The following is a 15,655-nucleotide window of genomic DNA, read 5'->3' as shown; positions in this document are numbered from 1 at the left end:
CGCGAAAGGGAAAGTTTCATGCCTCGTGAACTGGTTCCGCTGGCATATTCCTGGCACTCGATGGGGCGCTGGGTCCTGCTGGCGCTGGCGTTGATCGCCATTGTGCGCTGCGGGTGGGTGTGGGCGCACAATGGAACGCACGGGAGACTCGACCGCGTGGTGCTGACGGGATTTGCTGGCGCGATGACGGTGCAGGGGGGACTGGGTTTGGTGATACTGTTCGGGTTCGGCACGCTGGGCGCAGGTTTCCCGCTGACAAGCATCGTCCATGGGATCACGACCTGCATTGCCATCATCATCAGTTTTCAGTTTTTGCGCTGGAACGATGCGTCATCTGTAGTGCAGGCGCGCAACGGTCTGTTTTCCGTCGGCGGAGCGCTGATATGCGCCGTTATCGGGATGTCGCTGCTGCCCGAAGGTCTGGCGCGCATGGTGAATGGGTAGAGCCTATCCAGAAAAACTCGTCGGGTAGGCGAAGGCAATGCCTTCGCCTGCCCCATGCTCACCGGCAGCAATGTAATACAGGGGAACGGCGTCACGTGAAAGCTCTGGTTAGTTGGTGAAGAAGAAATTGCGATTTGCCTGGTCATACATAGACTGAAACCGGGCGAGGCGCTCATCTCGGCGGCGATGACCCGTGTGATGGTCAGACGTCTGGCGCAGATTCGTGCGCATGACTCTTAACCGCATGTTCAGATACTTTCTCAGGCGCGCTTCCGATGACACTCATCACGAGACTGGAACCACCTACCAGCGAACCGACACCCAGGCTCATAATAAACCCTATCAATATCAGCGCCGGCAGCCCGGTCAGCTCTGAACGTGGCAGGTACCAGGCCCAGTGATCAACGAGGTGTTGGTTCGATGGATCATAGTACCATGCCCAGCGGGAGCGCGGATGCTCGGGCAGCGGCGCAATCGCTGTATCGACAACCTTCAGCGCAGATCCACGAGATGTGACTCCCTGGAGCATAACGATCAGCGGTCCCAAGGGGTCATTGCGGTCGCTAAAGCCTATGGACAGCGGGTTCCATGGCCGGGCGACAATCTCCAGACGAGCCTGACCGGGTTGAAGAAGGACGGTGTAGACTCGCCGCTGACCCTCTGGTTGATACCCCAAATCATACCCGTTGAGACGCAGGCGTAGTGCGCTTGCGGGCGCAAGTGGCGGGCGTTGGTTGTCGAGTGTGAAGATAATGCGCGCCCCATCCCTTGTTGTGCAGTTTACGACGCCATATGCGCCGGTGCGTCGAGGGAGCGCCGTACCATCCGTTGTTTCCGCAGGATAGAGACCGTCACTCAGTCGGCACACCGGCGGCGCTGCCGTGTAACGCCGCCAACGGTCTGCCAATAGACGCCAATGCCCCAAGAGCGGCGAAGCATCCGGACGGTAGACCCGTTCCTCTGATGGGATGAGCACCACATAAGTGTTGAAATTGAACAGCGCTCCACCAAGATTACCGGTAAATCCGAGCAACCCTAAGAATGCCACAATAGCCAACCACCGGCGGTTCAAGCTTGATCGTACAGCAGCGCATGGAAACAGCCCGGCGCCCGAAACGATGAGTGGCGGCAGTACAGGCAGGAGAAAACGAGGACCCCACACACCTCCGCCCTGCCACTGTCCCCAGCTGGCGTACAGCCCGAGATGCAATAGAAAGAGCCCAAGAGCTAACCAGACAACTGCCCGCTCTCCCCTCCGCCAGAGTGCGACACTCCCTGGTATTGCCAACAGGATTGGCGGCGCATAGAGAAACACGCTCTTGCCGGGGCTGAATAACAGACCGATAAGACCCTCCAGCAGCGGGGTGGTAAACAGGTACGCCTCACTCGCGTAGCCCGATGCAAGAGGCGTGCCAAAGCGGACAAGGTTGTACCAGATGAATATCGATAGACCGGAGATCATTCCGCTTAGCCATATCGCTATGAAGCTCAGAGTAGTACCGACGCGCCTAATACTGGAGGGTATCTCGATTGAACCCCGGGAGCTCATCGCACCTGGCGAACTGCGCCATGCTTCCCCCAGAACATAGAAGCCAATGATCGGCAGCGCTACACCTGCCGCAATACGCGTCGTCAACAATAAGCCCGCCGACAGACCGGAGACAAGCAGGGCAATCTATCGCAAAGCTGGTTGGGTATGCTGCCAGGCAGCATGCGCTCGCTCAGCAGCCATCAGAATCAGGAATCCGGCCAGCGGTTCAGAGAAAAACGTGCGCGCATACGGCCAGGCAAAAGTCGCCAGACCGTAAAGCAGTGCAAGGATTGCCGCCCATATCTTTGCGGCGCCTAGCCGCAAGGCCCAATGAGCCAACACAGCGCACGTTGCAGCAGTGAGCAGGCTATTGAGCACCGTAACAGCGAAACGGGTCAGGTAGTCAGCAGGCGGACCCGCAGGAGCAATCTGCCTGCCGAGGAGATAGAATGGCACGGCTAGCAGTGAAGGTAGAACGCCATAGGGTGAGTAGCGCCCTTCGGCGCGACCAGGGCGCAATGCCGCAACCGGTGCGCCGTCTTCCACCACTGCCACATCGCCCCGTTCGATCAGGCTACGGGTCACCGCTAGCATGGTCTCTTCATCTGCCGAATAGGCATGGCCGCTCATCGTGAGCAGGTAGAAGCCAAAGCAGAGCAGAAAGATCGCGCTAGCGAAACGCATACATCCTACCGGTGATCGGCAATTCGTAGCCTATCAAACGATCAAATAGGAACGCCCCAAATCAGTTATAAGATGAAGGCAGTGGTTGATTACAGGTAGAGTATACCATGCGGCAAGGCGCTCACCGCCTGACATGCTCCTTTGATTACTCGTTACGGCGTTGAGCATGTCCAGCACGTCATTCAACGCCCGTCGGTCATCTTGGAGTAAGCCATGTCGCACTGATGATCACCGCGCTCTGCGGCGGAATCTCAGGCAGCGCATACGCGCTGATTGACCCGTCGGCGCCGACGGTCAGCGGCGGCAGATCCCCGCTGCCGAAGAGCAGGTCGGGGGTGTAGACGCCGGGAGCGAGCCCGCTCCGCGCGGTCGAGATGGTCACGCCGGAGAGCGGGCCGGCGCTGAAGTTAATCACCACCAGCACCGCGTCGTCGCCGCTGCGCCGCAGGAACGCCGCTGCGCCGCCGGTCGCGTCCAGCGGGGTGAAATCGCCTTTGCCGAGCGCCGGACGGCTGGTGTGCAGGCGGATGAGGGTCCGATAGACGTTGAGCAGCGAGCCGGGATCGGCGTCCTGCGCGGCGACATTGACCGCCGGGAAATCGCTCTGGGGCGCCTGCCAGGGTGAGCCGGTCGTGAACCCTGCGCCCGGTTCGCCGGTCCACTGCATCGGCGTGCGAATGCGCTCGTCCGGTTTGGCGCCGCTCATGCCGATTTCCTCGCCGTAATACACAAACGGCAGCCCCGGTGAAGTCAGCAGCGCGATGGCGGCAACCCGCGCCTTGCCGCCATCGCCGCCGAGGACGGTCATCACTCGTTCCTGATCGTGGTTGGTGAGGAACGGCGCCCATCGCTGGTACGGCAGGCGACTCAGCGCCTCCTCCACCGCCGTCAGATACGGTCCCGGCGCGCCGGTGCTGGCGGAACGCAGGATGCCCTCCGCAACGCCGAACTCGAAATAGGTGTCGAGCTGGTCGGGATAGTAGGCGGCAAGCGAACCGGCGCGCCCGCCAAAGACCTCGCCGACCGTGAATGCTCCCGGTTTGATACGCTCGATGGCAGCCTCAAACGAGCGCATCCAGGCGTGGGTTTCGCGCGTTCCTTCCTGTTCGGAACCGTTTTCGACCACATGCTTGATTGCGTCGAGGCGGAATCCATCGACCCCCATCTCGTTCAGCCAGAAGGCGGCAATTTTCTCCGCCTCGGCGACGACTGCCGGGTTGCGGTAGTTCAGATCGGGCATTTCGGCGACGAAGACGCCGTAGTAGTACTCGTTGCGCGCCGGTGAACGGTGCCATACCTGCTGCCCCCACGGTCCGCGATAGCCGGGATCGACCGGCGACCAGATGTACCAGTCGCGATAGGGGGATGCCGGATCGTTCAGCGCCGAGATAAACCACGGGTGCGCGCTGGATGTGTGGTTCAACACGAGATCGACGATTACCCGGATGCCGCGCCGGTTTGCTGCTTCGATCAGGCGCTTGAAGTCTTCGTTTGTGCCATAGTCTTGTTCGACGGCATAGTAGTCGATCACATCGTAGCCGTGGTAACTGGCGGCTTCCGCCACCGGCATCAGCCAGATGCAGGTGGCGCTGAGATCGGAACCGCTGGTTGGATCGCCGTCGTTGATGTAGTCGAGTTTTGCGATTAGCCCGTTGATGTCGCCAATCCCATCGCTATTGCTGTCGTAGAACGAGCGCACGAAGATTTCATAGCAAACAGCGGCGTCCCACCACCCTTCCGGCAACGGTCGCGGTTCCGCCGTCGGTCCGAGGGTGATGGTCGGGAACGGGGTCGGCAGCGGCACGGTCGGGGTCGCTTCTGCGGGAGATGGCGCATTCGCCGCCATCGTAGCAAGCAACGCCGCCTCTTCGCTCAACGGCGTGGCGGAAGGGACGGCGGTCGGCGCCACGGTTGGCGGGACTGCTGCGGAAGGCGACCCGCAACCGGCGATGATCAGGCATACGCTCAGCAAGAGTGCGAGAATCGATGCTTTCATTGGTCGTCGAAGAGCGGCAACTGGCCAAAGGCGTACTTTTCCGCCGTCGCCCAGTAGCGCGAAAAGCGGCGAAGGTCCAGGCGACCAGTATACGCCAGAAATGGCTCGACCGGCAACACGGCGACGGGCAATTCATCACGCAGGCGGTCGCAGATTGCGCGGAAACGCGGGCTGGGGCTGAAGGCGGTGGCGACTCCGTCGGCGGCGTGCTCGCGGGCGAATGCCAGAACTTCGGCAGCAACGTCGCCGCGCCGGATGACGACCGGCAGTTCCAGCAGGCACTCGTAGATGAAGACGATCCGTTTCAGCGAGATGCGCCATTCTTCGATCAGGGCATCGTCCCAGACCCAGATCGCCGGGGCGCCAGGGTACGCCTGGAGCGCCGGTCCGTAGGGACTCAGACAATCGCCGTGAACCCAGACGATCGGGCAGGTGAATTGGGGGGATGTCATGGTTTCTTCCTTCGGTCGGGGCTGGTCTCAGACCTCCCGGTCGGGCAGGTCTGAGACCAGCCCCTACTACCGTCACCGCATACTACGAGCGAGCAGGTCTTCCGCCGGATGCACCGTCTGATCTTCGTCGGTTCGGCATGGGGGCTGATAATCATCGGCGCACCCCGGCTTCTGCATGCGTCGCATCGCATCGGCAACGCGCCCGGTGATGGCGCGCATGATGTCGGGCGGGTCGCCGAGGTCCGCAAGGCTGGCTGCCTGAAACGGCTCGGCGAACACAACGCGCACAACTGGCGGTCGGTAGGCGGGGAGCAGCACCTGCAATGTCGCCGCCGCCCATTCCCGGTCGCGCCGCTGGCGATAGAGCCGCGGAATCGGATTGCGCAGCGCGGCAGCCGAAATCGTACCGCCGACCGCAACCGGCAACACGAGCGCCTCCGGCGCCAGCCGCGCAAAGAGGGTCACACTCTCCGACCAGTGCGCCAGCGCGTCGATGGCGTCGGGCATGACCAGCGGGTCGGGTTCGATCTTGCCGGCGGGATAGATCAGCGCAGCACCGCCGCGCCGCAGATGGGCGGCAATGGTGCGCATGCCGCTCATTCGTCCGCGGCTTTCACTTTCTCCTTCCGGGATGAACACCAGGTGGCTGCTAATATTCGGCAGCAAGCGCAGCAATTTGCGCTCAGCGGCGATCACCTTCAGATCGGGACGCGAGAGTGCGACGAACAGCGCCATCGCATCCGACATTCCTGGATGGTTTGAGAGAATCAGGAGCGGACCGCGCCTCGGAACGTATTCTGCACCATAGATTTCGAGTCGGCGAGCGAAGGTATGCACAATCCACGAGGCGCCGAGATGAAGACCACACGCGCCGACCATCTGTTCGTATGCCAGAATCTGGTGGGCGAAGCGGCGTGCAGGGAGCCAGCAGATCAATTCCAGCAGGCGACGACCGCACCGGATGCGGTCGAGTTTGAACGACGCGATCAGGTCTTCGACATTCAGGCGGGTCAGGGCGTCGAGTTGTTCGGGATCACGCTCTCTGCGCAACGTATAAAAGCCCATGATCTATTTTTATCCGGTCGTACCGGTTGCGTTCGGGAAGAGGCGCCGATTCAGCACATCGTAGGTTCCCTCGAAGTCGCAGCGCCCGTAGAGCGGGCATGTGCGGCAGTAGACGCCATCGGTGAAACGCTCCAGGTTTTCGCGGTTGAAGATGTACGGCTTATGACTGAAGGTGCTCGCCACCCACTGCCACGATAGATTGTTACTCGCCGGATCGCCGTCGAGCAGGTGTTCGAGAAACCAGCGCGCGCCCGCCTGCCATCTGATACGGCGCCAGTGTACCACATAGGCTGCCAGCCACATGCGCACATGGTTGTGCAGGTAACCGGTGGCGCGCAGTTCGCGGCTGAATGCGTCGATGCACGCCAGCCCGGTGCGCCCTTCGAGAATATCGTCCGGCATCTCGGCGGCATAGTCACCGGCGCCATAACCGGTTTTGTACGGCTCCCGGTCACGCCAGATCTCATCACCGAGGCGTTCGTAGAGTCGCTGCCAGTAATCACGCCAGCCGAGTTCACTCACGAATTTAGCGACATCGGCATAGCGTCGCGCCCGGCTGAGCGCCGCATCGCGCACCTCTGCCAAGCTGAGGACGCCGTGCCGGATGTATGGTGACAGATGCGTGACCGCGCCGCTCAGATAGTTGCGTGTGGCGGCGTAGCGACGCGGATCGATACGGTGCAGCCGCGCTTCCGCTTCTCGCCTCCCGCCGCGCGTTGCGCTCACTTCGTCACAGCGCGCCGCCGCCTGCGGAAACTCGCGGCGCAGATACTCGATCAACTCATCGCGGTTGGCGAAATCACGGCGCATATCGGTAGACATCCTCGAATCTCCGGAATCTGTTTCGGCGGGCGCCACGTCTCTGCTTACCGGTGAACATTTCTGACGTGCCGCCGATACTTGCGGCAGGCATCACTACAGTACTTCACATCGGTCCAATTCTTTGCCAGGCTCTTGCGCCAGGTGAAAGGACGACCACACGTTGCACAAATCTTTTCCGGCAAATGCTGCTTCTTAACTCCTCGCACAGGCTCTTCCTCTCCAGCGGTGATGATCCCGGCTTGCCCGCCGCCCATACCATAACGCAACGCTGCGCGCAGCATGTTTCCATGACATTGGCATCATGCGGAATGACGATTCTCATACTAACTTGCGGTCAGTCCGCCCTGCAGCCGAAGCTGCGGACTACGGCTGCAAAGCCCGCCTGCGCGGGCTTCACCGGGCGATACCGGATTCTTTTCGCAAAAACCATTATTGTGCAAATGACCGCGTATGAGTATCGGTTCTCATACCGATGCGCGGTCATTTGTACAATGCTGCCGGGGCGCTGCTCTTTGTTCTACGTGAAACGGGCGTCTGAATACCTTGTGTGATTGACCGCAACTTGGCATCAGTTCTCAGTTCTCAGTTCTCAGTTCTCAGTTCTCAGTTCTCAGTTCTCAGTTCTCAGTTCTCAGTTCTCAGTTCTCAGTTCTCAGTTCTCAGTCTCAGTTCTCAGTTCTCGGTTCTCAGTTCTCCCCCAACACCACCTCCGCCTGCCGCGTCACCGCCTCACGCTCAGAAGCGTCGAGCCGCGACAACCCCAGCACTGCCGGACCAAGCCGCGGGTTGGCGCGCAGCGTCGCTTCATGCCGAATGAGAAAGTTCCAGTAGAGCGTGTTGAACGGACAGGCATCCGGTCCAACGCGCTGCTTCGGGTTGTACCGACACCCGCTGCAATAGTCGCTCATTTTATTGATATACGCAGCCGAGGCAATATATGGTTTGGTCGCCGTCAACCCGCCATCGGCGTTCAGCCCCATGCCGATCACATTCGGCTGCATCACCCAGTCGTAGGCATCGATGTAGTGCGCCAGAAACCAGTCGTTGACTTCCGCGGGACGGATTCCCGCCAGCAGGCAAAAGTTGCAGACGACCATCAGACGCTCGATGTGATGGGTGTAGCCGGTTGCAATTGCGCGTTTGATGACATGGCGCAGGCAACGCATGTCGGTGTCGCCGTTCCAGAAGAAGCGCGGCAGCGGGCGTGTCGCATTCCAGGCGTTGGCGTCGCGCAGGTCGGGCATCAGGCGCCAGTATTGCCAGTAGATGTACTCGCGCCAGCCGATGATCTGACGCACGAAGCCTTCGACTGACTGGATCGGAGCGGCGCCGACGCGGTATGCCTGCTCGGCGGCGCGCACCATCTGGAGCGGCTCGAGCAGCCCGATGTTGATGTACGGCGAGAGCACCGAGTGAAACAGCACATCATGCGTGGCGCTCATGGCATCCTCGTAGGGTCCGAACGCCGCCAGGCGATGGGTGATGAAATCCGCGAGCGCCGCTTCCGCCTGTGCGTGGGTGACAGCAAGCGCAAATCCGGTGGCTGTGCCAACCCCGCCACCGCGCGCCTCGACTTCAGCAATCACCTGGCGCGTGATCGCATCCGGCTCGAAAGACAGCGGCGACGGCGGAACGACCGAACGCGGCAATGGACGGCGGTTCAGACGGTCGAAGTTCCACTCGCCGCCTGCCGGCGAACCATCCGGTTCGAGCAACACCGCAAAATGGCGACGCATTGCGCGGTAGAAGCGCTCCATGATCACGCGCTGCGATGGTTCGACATCAGGAAACGGATTACACCGACCGGTGAGAAACTGAGTATTGGGCAGCACCTCGACCGGAATGCCGAGCGCCTGGCTGAGCTGATCCTGCTGGAAGCGGCGGGTTTCATACTCGGCGGCTGCCATCGTCACCAGGCAGTGCGACCGATGCTGCGCGACGTGGCGCTGCAACCCCTCGACGAACGACGGCGCGCGCACTTCATCGACCAGATACCCCTGCTCGCGCAGCGCCGCCGCGTAGTGGCGCATGGCGCTGAGGATCAGAACGATCTTCTTACGCTGGTAGGGCATCTGCGCAATGCGCGCGTCGCTCTCCACCAGGACCACGCGCATCCCCTGCCGCCCCATACGCGCCTCGACCGCCTCGATGGCCGGGTGCACGCGGAGCAGTTGGTCGCCCAGAAGCCAGACGGTAATCGGTGTGTTGTTCATCCGCGTTGTACAGTGTAAATGCTGCTGAAAAGGGGTACGTCGGTGTCGGGCCGATGGATGGCGGGGAAATTGAGGCGTCTCCAAAGGGAATACAGACTTGTACGCAACATCAACGCCCGGTGCTTCGAGCAGGAACACCCGACCACCGGTACGGTATGCGAGACCAGGAGATGGGTCCAGCGGCAGCCCATCGCGCTGCCCGAAGCCTCGGCGTTGGGCTGATAGCACGAAGTGCGCACCCATGCGGTTGTGGTCCGCCGGAACGCGATGGTTCCGGTCAACGCACGATTGCACTTCCATGCACGTGTTCATCGTTGAGTAACTCCGTACACCTGAGAGCGCAGGCATCCCGCCTGGAAACACAGGCATTCCGCCTGCATCAGCGCAAGCATCCGCCGGGGAACACAGGCGTCCCGCCTGCGTCCGTGTTCGAGGGCGCGATGCCCTCACTCTCAGGAGAAGTATGAACACATGTCACGCCGCCTCTTCCCTTTGAAGCGCCGTTGAATTATGGTATAGTACTAGAGAGAAATATTCAAAAGGACAAAAGCGTGACAGTACTGCTGCTGATTCGTCATGGCGCGAACGACATGGTGCACGGTCGGCTTGCGGGTCGGCTTCCCGGGGTGCGGCTGAATGAAGAGGGGCGGCGTCAGGCGGCTCATCTGGCGGCGCGCCTGGCGGACCTGCCGATCGAGGCGGTGTACTCCAGCCCGCTGGATCGGACGGTCGAAACGGCGGAAGCCATTGCCGCACCGCGCAGTCTGCCGATTCGACTGGTCGAGGCGCTGCAAGAGGTCGATTACGGCGAGTGGCAGGGCGCTGAACTCAAGGAACTGTACAAACACGAATTATGGCCCGGTGTTCAGCATTATCCCAGCGGAACCCGCTTCCCGAACGGCGAAACGCTGGGTGAGACCCAAATGCGCATTGTTGCTGCGCTCGACGCACTGCGCGCACGCCACCCGAAAGGGGTGATCGCCGTCGTTTCGCATGCGGATGCGATTCGCCTGGCAACAGCGTATTACATCGGCATTCACATCGACCTGTTTCAGCGGCTCGAAGTCGCTACCTGCTCAGTGACAGCGATCGGTTTCACCCGGATGGGACCGCGGTTGCTGGCGTATAACGACACCGGCTCGCTGGCGCATCTGAAGCCCAAGCCGGAAGAAGCCCCACCCGCAGCCTCTGAAAGTGCGCCTTCACCCGAACAGGCGCCCGAAGCGGCGTCCGGGAACGGCGTCGCTGCGCCGGCGACTGAGGCGACCAGCGCTGCGTCACCGGCGTAGCGTCACGCATTGTATTGGCATATCACTATGGCAAAGTTCACCTATGATCTCGACCCGGTGACGCGCATCACGGCAAGCGCAGTCGGTCCGCTGGGGCAGCGCGTCTTCTATATCCAGGCGCGCCGCGGGCGCGAGCTGGTATCGCTGATTGCGGAAAAAGAACAGGTTCGCGCGCTGGCGCAGGCAATCGATCGCCTGCTCGAAGAACTGGCGGAAAAGAATCCGTTGCTTTCCTCGTCCGACGATCTCTTGCTGGTCAGCGATATGAACCTGGAAGAACCGATTGAGCCACGTTTTCGTATTGCACAGATAGGGATCGGATACGATGCCGAGCGCGATATGGTCATCCTGGTGATGCAGGGATACCGCGAAGAAGAGGGTGAGGAAGAGCCGCCAACGGCGCGCTTTGGCGCTTCTCGTCAACAGATGCGCGCCCTCAGCGATCATGCGGCAAACGTGGTGGCGCGCGGGCGCAAAATCTGTGGCAACTGTGGTCGTCCTATCGATCCCGGCGGTCACTTCTGCCCCCAGATGAACTGACATGAGCAACGAGTTGAGTATTGGCGAAGTGCTGGCGTTGCTGGCAAAAGGTGAGATGCAAATCCAGGGGATGATGCCCTGGAGCAGCAACTACACCTTGCTCGTCACCGTGCGCGACGGCGATCTGGAGGGGCTTGCCGTGTACAAGCCGCGTCGCGGCGAGCGCCCGCTATGGGATTTTCCGCGCGGGACGCTCTGCCAGCGCGAGTTCGCCGCATTCCTGCTCAGCGAAGCGCTCGGCTGGTCGCTCGTTCCGCCAACCGTCCTGCGCGACGGACCGTATGGGTACGGCTCGGTGCAACTGTACATCGACTGCGACCAGGACGCGCACCTGTTCACGATGCAGAAAGAAGGCGGCTACGACGATCAACTCGCGCGCCTGGCCGCCTTCGATATCCTTTCCAACAACGCTGACCGCAAGAGTGGTCACTGCCTGAAAGGGACAGACGGGCGACTCTGGGCGATTGATCACGGCATCTGTTTCCACGTCGAGCCAAAACTGCGAACGGTGCTGTGGGACTTCGCCGGTGAGCCGATCTGCAAAGAAATTATGACCGATCTCTGCGCGCTGCGCGAAGATGTTCGCAACGGCGGACATTTCATCCGCACGCTCGAAGGGCTGCTTGCCCCCGAAGAAGTGCGCGCCTTCCGCCGCCGCCTCGACCGCCTGATCGATACCGGCTGCTACCCTGACCCTGGCGCCGCCCGCAGCATCCCCTGGCCTCCTGTCTAGGAGAAATTATCCTGTTCCCCACCAAATGAACGATCAAGCGGTCCCCACATCCGTGGTATAATCACTAGTACCTGTTCCATATATCACAATCGTGACGCGCGACCGTCGATGACGCGGCCGCCGATGGGTGTTGAGCCGCGCGTGTGCCTGAGTCGTTGCATTCTGGAAGAAAGGGGAGATTGTAGCGTGGACGCACAATTGGGAACAGAGGGGCGCCCTGTGCGCATTGCCATCATTGGCGCTGGCCCGGCCGGGTTTTATGCTGCTGAAGCGTTGCTCAAGCAGCCCAATCTCGTCTGTTTGATCGATATGTTCAATCGCTTCCCGACGCCATACGGACTGGTGCGCGAAGGCGTTGCACCCGATCATCAGTCGATCAAGTCGGTGACGCGCATCTATGATCGGATCGCTGCCGATCCGCGAGTGCGCTACTTCGGCAATGTCACGTTTGGGACGGATGTCACCCACGAGGATCTGAAGCAACTCTACGACCAGATCATCTATGCCGTCGGCGCGCCGTCCGACCGGCGCATGGGCATTCCCGGCGAAGACCTGATCGGCAGTTACCCGGCGACGGCGTTTGTCGGCTGGTACAACGGTCACCCCGATTATTGCAGCATGACGTTCGATCTGTCGCACGAGCGCGCAGTGGTGGTCGGCAACGGCAACGTGGCGATCGATGTGGCGCGCATTCTGGTGACTAACCCCGACAAACTGGCAAAGACCGATATTGCCGATTATGCGCTCGAAGCGTTGCGCCAGAGCAAGGTGCGCGAAGTAGTGATGCTGGGTCGCCGCGGACCGGCGCAGGCGGCGTTCACCAACGCCGAAATCAAGGAACTCGGCGAATTGGAAGGCGTCGATGTCATCGTCGATCCTGCGGACCTGGAACTCGATCCGCTGAGCGCCGAGCACGTGAAGACCGACAAGTCGGCGGCGCGCAATGTCGAGATTCTGCGCTCCTACGCTGCACGCGCGGAACACAACGCCCCCCGGCGCATCCGAATGCGCTTCCTGACGTCGCCGGTCGAGCTGATCGGCGAAGATGGACGTGTCGTGCGGGTGAAGGTGGAGCGCAACGAGCTGGTGGTGGATAAGCAAGGCGGGCTGCGCGCAAAGGGCATTGGCGTGTACGACACTATCGAAGCCGGGCTGGTGCTGCGATCGGTCGGCTACCGCGGCATACCGCTGCCGGGCGTGCCGTTCCAGGAGGGGTCCTTCATCATCCCGAATGTCAATGGGCGCGTCATTCGCCCACGCGACGATGAAGTCGTTCTCGGCGAGTATGTGGTCGGCTGGGCGAAGCGGGGACCCTCTGGCGTCATCGGCACCAACAAACCCGATGCGGTCGCCACTGTCGCATCAATGGTCGAAGACCTGCCGAAACTGCCCGGCATTCCCGATGAAAACCGCGATCCAGAACGTATCATCGCACTGCTGCGCGTGCGCAAACCCGATTTTGTCACCTATGAAGACTGGAAGCGCCTCGACTCTTACGAAACCGCGCGTGGCGCCGAACAGGGACGCCCGCGCGTCAAGGTGACAACTGTGCCCGAGATGCTCGAGGTTATTCACGGGAAGAACTCGTAGATTTCCTGCGCTCTCTGGCAGGGGATGCATCGAGCAGGGTAATGACGCGCGGACCGGTATGGCTGAAGACGCACCCATTTGGGTACGCGCCGCAGGTGCAGCCACGTCTGCCGCCGCTGCAACCGGCGACGGACGTATCTTTCAGGCGACCTTTGCGCACCCAGAAGGTGATCATCTCTTCGAGCGCGCTCGCTTCGATCTGAAGCCGTCGGCTCAACTCGTCGAGTGATACCGGTCCGTTCGTCTGTTCGATTGCTTCGAGAATCTGATAAAGCATATTTCGCGCCTTACCCCCTCCCCAAGACCCTCGAGGTCAGGATTCGCCCGCCCAGAGAGCGAGGATCGTTCCGCCAGGACGGTTCCATCACATCCATCGATCTGCGGCAAAGACCTCAAGGTCGGATACGTTCGCACCGGCAACCTGCTTCCCCTCTTGCCCCTCGCCTCTTGCCCCTCGCCTCTTGCCTCTCACCTCTCGCCCCTCGCCTCTCGCCCCTCGCCTCTCGCCCCTCGCCTCTTGCCTCTCACCTCTCGCCCCTCGCCTCTTGCCTCTCGCCTCTTGCCTCTCACCTCATCTCAAAACTAACCCGCCCTGGAACACAATGAACGCCGCCAGCCAGGCAATGGCGAACTGCCCCAGCAGGCTGACCAGCATCCAGGGCGCGCCAAACTCATGCCGATTGGCTGCCAGCGCCGCCACACACGGCGTGTACAGGAGCACAAACACCAGAAACGCCAGCGCCGCCAGCGCCCCGTGACCGCCGCTGCTCGCCATGAACCCGGCGCGAATAGCGGTCGCCAGTCCTTCCGCCACCGGTTCTTCTTCCGCCTCGACCAGATTGATGCCAACGATGCCCGGCAAGGCGCGCAGCGCATCGCCGGCCGCTGCGCCAAAACCGCTGGCGATGCCGGTCAGGTCGTCGGCGAGCGTTGCTGGTTCCTCGACCGGCGCGCCTTCTTTCTCTTCTGCGCCGCCATAGACCTGCGCCAGCGTGCCGACAACCACCTCTTTGGCGATCAGACCGGTTACCAGGGCGCCGCTCGTCTCCCATCGACCGAAGCCAAGCGGCGCAAACACCGGCGTTACGCCATTCGCAACCGCAGCAAACGCACTCTGATCAACCGGCGTGTCGCCAAACCGCCCCTCGCCGCTAACCGGAATGGCCAGCAGCAGCCAGACAATGATGCTGGTCGCCAGAATAACCGTCCCTGCCTTGCGGATAAACGACGATGTGCGTTCCCACATCTGTCGCCAGACGCTACGGAGCGTCGGCATACGGTATGGCGGCAACTCCAGAACGAATGGCGTCTGCGGTTGATGACGGAACAGGGTATGACGCAATAATGCCCCCATTCCAACCGCAACCGCAATACCGGTGAGATACAACCCGAAGATCACCTGCCCCGCCTGTGCAGGGAAAAAGATCATTGCGATCAGTACGTAGACCGGCAATCGCGCACTGCAACTCATGAACGGAACCAGAAGACCGGTGAGAATCCGGTCGCGGCGGCTATCGAGCGTGCGCGTGGCGTAGATCGCCGGCACCGAGCAACCGAAGCCGACAATCATCGGCAGAAAACTCTTGCCGTGCAAACCAAGCGCGCGCATCAACCGGTCCATCACAAAGGCAGCGCGCGCCATGTAGCCAGAGTCTTCCAGCACTGCCAGCGCGAAGTACAGCGTCAGCAGCACCGGTACGAACGCCAGGATCCCGCCGACGCCGGCAACCACACCATCGACCATGAGCGACTCGATCCATCCGCCATCGGCGCCGAACAGCGCCAGCAACGCCACAACCCACCGGCTGACCGGACCGCTCAACACGCTGTCGAGCCAGTCCACAAACGGCGAGGCAACATCGGTGGTCAGTTTGAACACCACCCACATCACTGCCAGGAAGATCGGAATCCCCAGCCAGCGATGCGTCACCACACGGTCGATGCGGTCTGAAAGGGTCACCGGCGCTGTGGAGGGACGGCGCACCGCCTGCGTGGCAATCGTGTGAACGAAACGGTACCGCTGATCAACGAGTGCAACATCCAGATCATCGCCATAGACGGCGCGCAATCGCTCCAGACTTTCGTCCAGCGCCGCTGCAACGGCAGAACCGCCAAGGCGACGAATATCGTGCATCAGTGTCTCATCGCCTTCGAGCGCCTGGATCGCCAACCAGCGCGGTGGGTACACATCCGCCAGCCCGGGCGTCTGCGCAAACAGGTCTGCCAGCCGGTTCAGCTCCGTCTCAATTGGCGGGGGATAGCGAAACGGCGCCTGATTGAAAGACATTGCCGACGT

The 15,655-nt window shown here is 61.4% G+C and carries 15 protein-coding genes; 5 read left to right on the top strand and 10 right to left on the bottom strand.

Features of this window, described 5'->3' with window-relative positions:
• Positions 1–18: 18 nt before the first annotated feature.
• Positions 19–444: a hypothetical protein gene (locus AC3EA7_RS03005; protein ID WP_488612543.1), complete on the top strand. Its 426-nt coding sequence runs from the start codon at positions 19–21 to the stop codon at positions 442–444.
• A gap of 202 nt (positions 445–646) precedes the next feature.
• On the opposite strand, the gene AC3EA7_RS03000 is transcribed toward AC3EA7_RS03005, so the two are convergent.
• From AC3EA7_RS03000 to AC3EA7_RS02965, 8 genes are all read right to left on the bottom strand, one after another.
• Positions 647–1,906, bottom strand: a complete 1,260-nt coding sequence (locus AC3EA7_RS03000; RefSeq protein ID WP_488612542.1) for a hypothetical protein — start codon at positions 1,904–1,906, stop codon at positions 647–649.
• Positions 1,907–2,119: 213 nt separating this feature from the next.
• Positions 2,120–2,659 carry a hypothetical protein gene (locus AC3EA7_RS02995; RefSeq protein WP_488612541.1) on the bottom strand — a complete coding sequence of 180 codons (540 nt, stop codon included), beginning with the start codon at positions 2,657–2,659 and terminating at the stop codon, positions 2,120–2,122.
• A 196-nt stretch (positions 2,660–2,855) separates the two neighbouring features.
• Entirely contained in the window at positions 2,856–4,655 is a 1,800-nt protein-coding gene (locus tag AC3EA7_RS02990; protein WP_488612540.1) for an alpha-amylase family glycosyl hydrolase, read from the bottom strand.
• Positions 4,652–5,107: a hypothetical protein gene (locus tag AC3EA7_RS02985; RefSeq protein WP_488612539.1), complete on the bottom strand. Its 456-nt coding sequence runs from the start codon at positions 5,105–5,107 to the stop codon at positions 4,652–4,654. The genes AC3EA7_RS02990 and AC3EA7_RS02985 overlap by 4 nt, the downstream gene beginning before the upstream one ends.
• A 72-nt stretch (positions 5,108–5,179) precedes the next feature.
• The gene (locus tag AC3EA7_RS02980; protein WP_488612538.1) at positions 5,180–6,172 is read right to left on the bottom strand and encodes a 1-acyl-sn-glycerol-3-phosphate acyltransferase; all 993 of its coding nucleotides are present in this window, start codon (positions 6,170–6,172) and stop codon (positions 5,180–5,182) included.
• A gap of 9 nt (positions 6,173–6,181) precedes the next feature.
• Positions 6,182–6,994, bottom strand: a complete 813-nt coding sequence (locus tag AC3EA7_RS02975; protein WP_488612537.1) for an FAD-binding domain-containing protein — start codon at positions 6,992–6,994, stop codon at positions 6,182–6,184.
• 44 nt (positions 6,995–7,038) lie between these two features.
• On the bottom strand, positions 7,039–7,248 hold the full coding sequence (locus AC3EA7_RS02970) for a DUF2256 domain-containing protein (RefSeq protein ID WP_488612564.1): 210 nt from the start codon (positions 7,246–7,248) through the stop codon (positions 7,039–7,041).
• A 432-nt stretch (positions 7,249–7,680) separates the two neighbouring features.
• Positions 7,681–9,207, bottom strand: a complete 1,527-nt coding sequence (locus AC3EA7_RS02965) for a cryptochrome/photolyase family protein (RefSeq protein ID WP_488612536.1) — start codon at positions 9,205–9,207, stop codon at positions 7,681–7,683.
• A 551-nt stretch (positions 9,208–9,758) separates the two neighbouring features.
• On the opposite strand from AC3EA7_RS02965, the gene AC3EA7_RS02960 reads away from it, so the two are divergent.
• The 4 genes from AC3EA7_RS02960 (at position 9,759) to AC3EA7_RS02945 (ending at position 13,359) form a co-directional block, all read left to right on the top strand.
• Positions 9,759–10,496, top strand: coding sequence for an MSMEG_4193 family putative phosphomutase (locus AC3EA7_RS02960; RefSeq protein WP_488612535.1), 738 nt, complete (start codon positions 9,759–9,761; stop codon positions 10,494–10,496).
• A gap of 27 nt (positions 10,497–10,523) precedes the next feature.
• Positions 10,524–11,036, top strand: a complete 513-nt coding sequence (locus tag AC3EA7_RS02955; RefSeq protein WP_488612534.1) for a DUF3090 family protein — start codon at positions 10,524–10,526, stop codon at positions 11,034–11,036.
• A 1-nt stretch (position 11,037) separates the two neighbouring features.
• On the top strand, positions 11,038–11,769 hold the full coding sequence (locus AC3EA7_RS02950; RefSeq protein ID WP_488612533.1) for an SCO1664 family protein: 732 nt from the start codon (positions 11,038–11,040) through the stop codon (positions 11,767–11,769).
• Positions 11,770–11,955: 186 nt separating this feature from the next.
• The gene (locus AC3EA7_RS02945; RefSeq protein WP_488612532.1) at positions 11,956–13,359 is read left to right on the top strand and encodes an FAD-dependent oxidoreductase; all 1,404 of its coding nucleotides are present in this window, start codon (positions 11,956–11,958) and stop codon (positions 13,357–13,359) included.
• Here the strand turns inward: AC3EA7_RS02945 and AC3EA7_RS02940 are convergent.
• Both AC3EA7_RS02940 and feoB read right to left on the bottom strand, forming a co-directional pair.
• Complete coding sequence (locus tag AC3EA7_RS02940; protein ID WP_488612531.1) at positions 13,337–13,636, bottom strand: FeoC-like transcriptional regulator; 300 nt, start codon at positions 13,634–13,636, stop codon at positions 13,337–13,339. The two genes, AC3EA7_RS02945 and AC3EA7_RS02940, sit on opposite strands and share 23 nt — an antisense overlap.
• A 294-nt stretch (positions 13,637–13,930) precedes the next feature.
• Positions 13,931–15,646: a ferrous iron transport protein B gene (gene feoB / locus AC3EA7_RS02935; RefSeq protein ID WP_488612530.1), complete on the bottom strand. Its 1,716-nt coding sequence runs from the start codon at positions 15,644–15,646 to the stop codon at positions 13,931–13,933.
• Positions 15,647–15,655 lie beyond the last annotated feature (9 nt).

Source organism: Roseiflexus sp., assembly GCF_057785375.1.
Note: the sequence above shows the minus strand (reverse complement) of the source record. Positions and strands in the feature narration are given on the sequence as shown.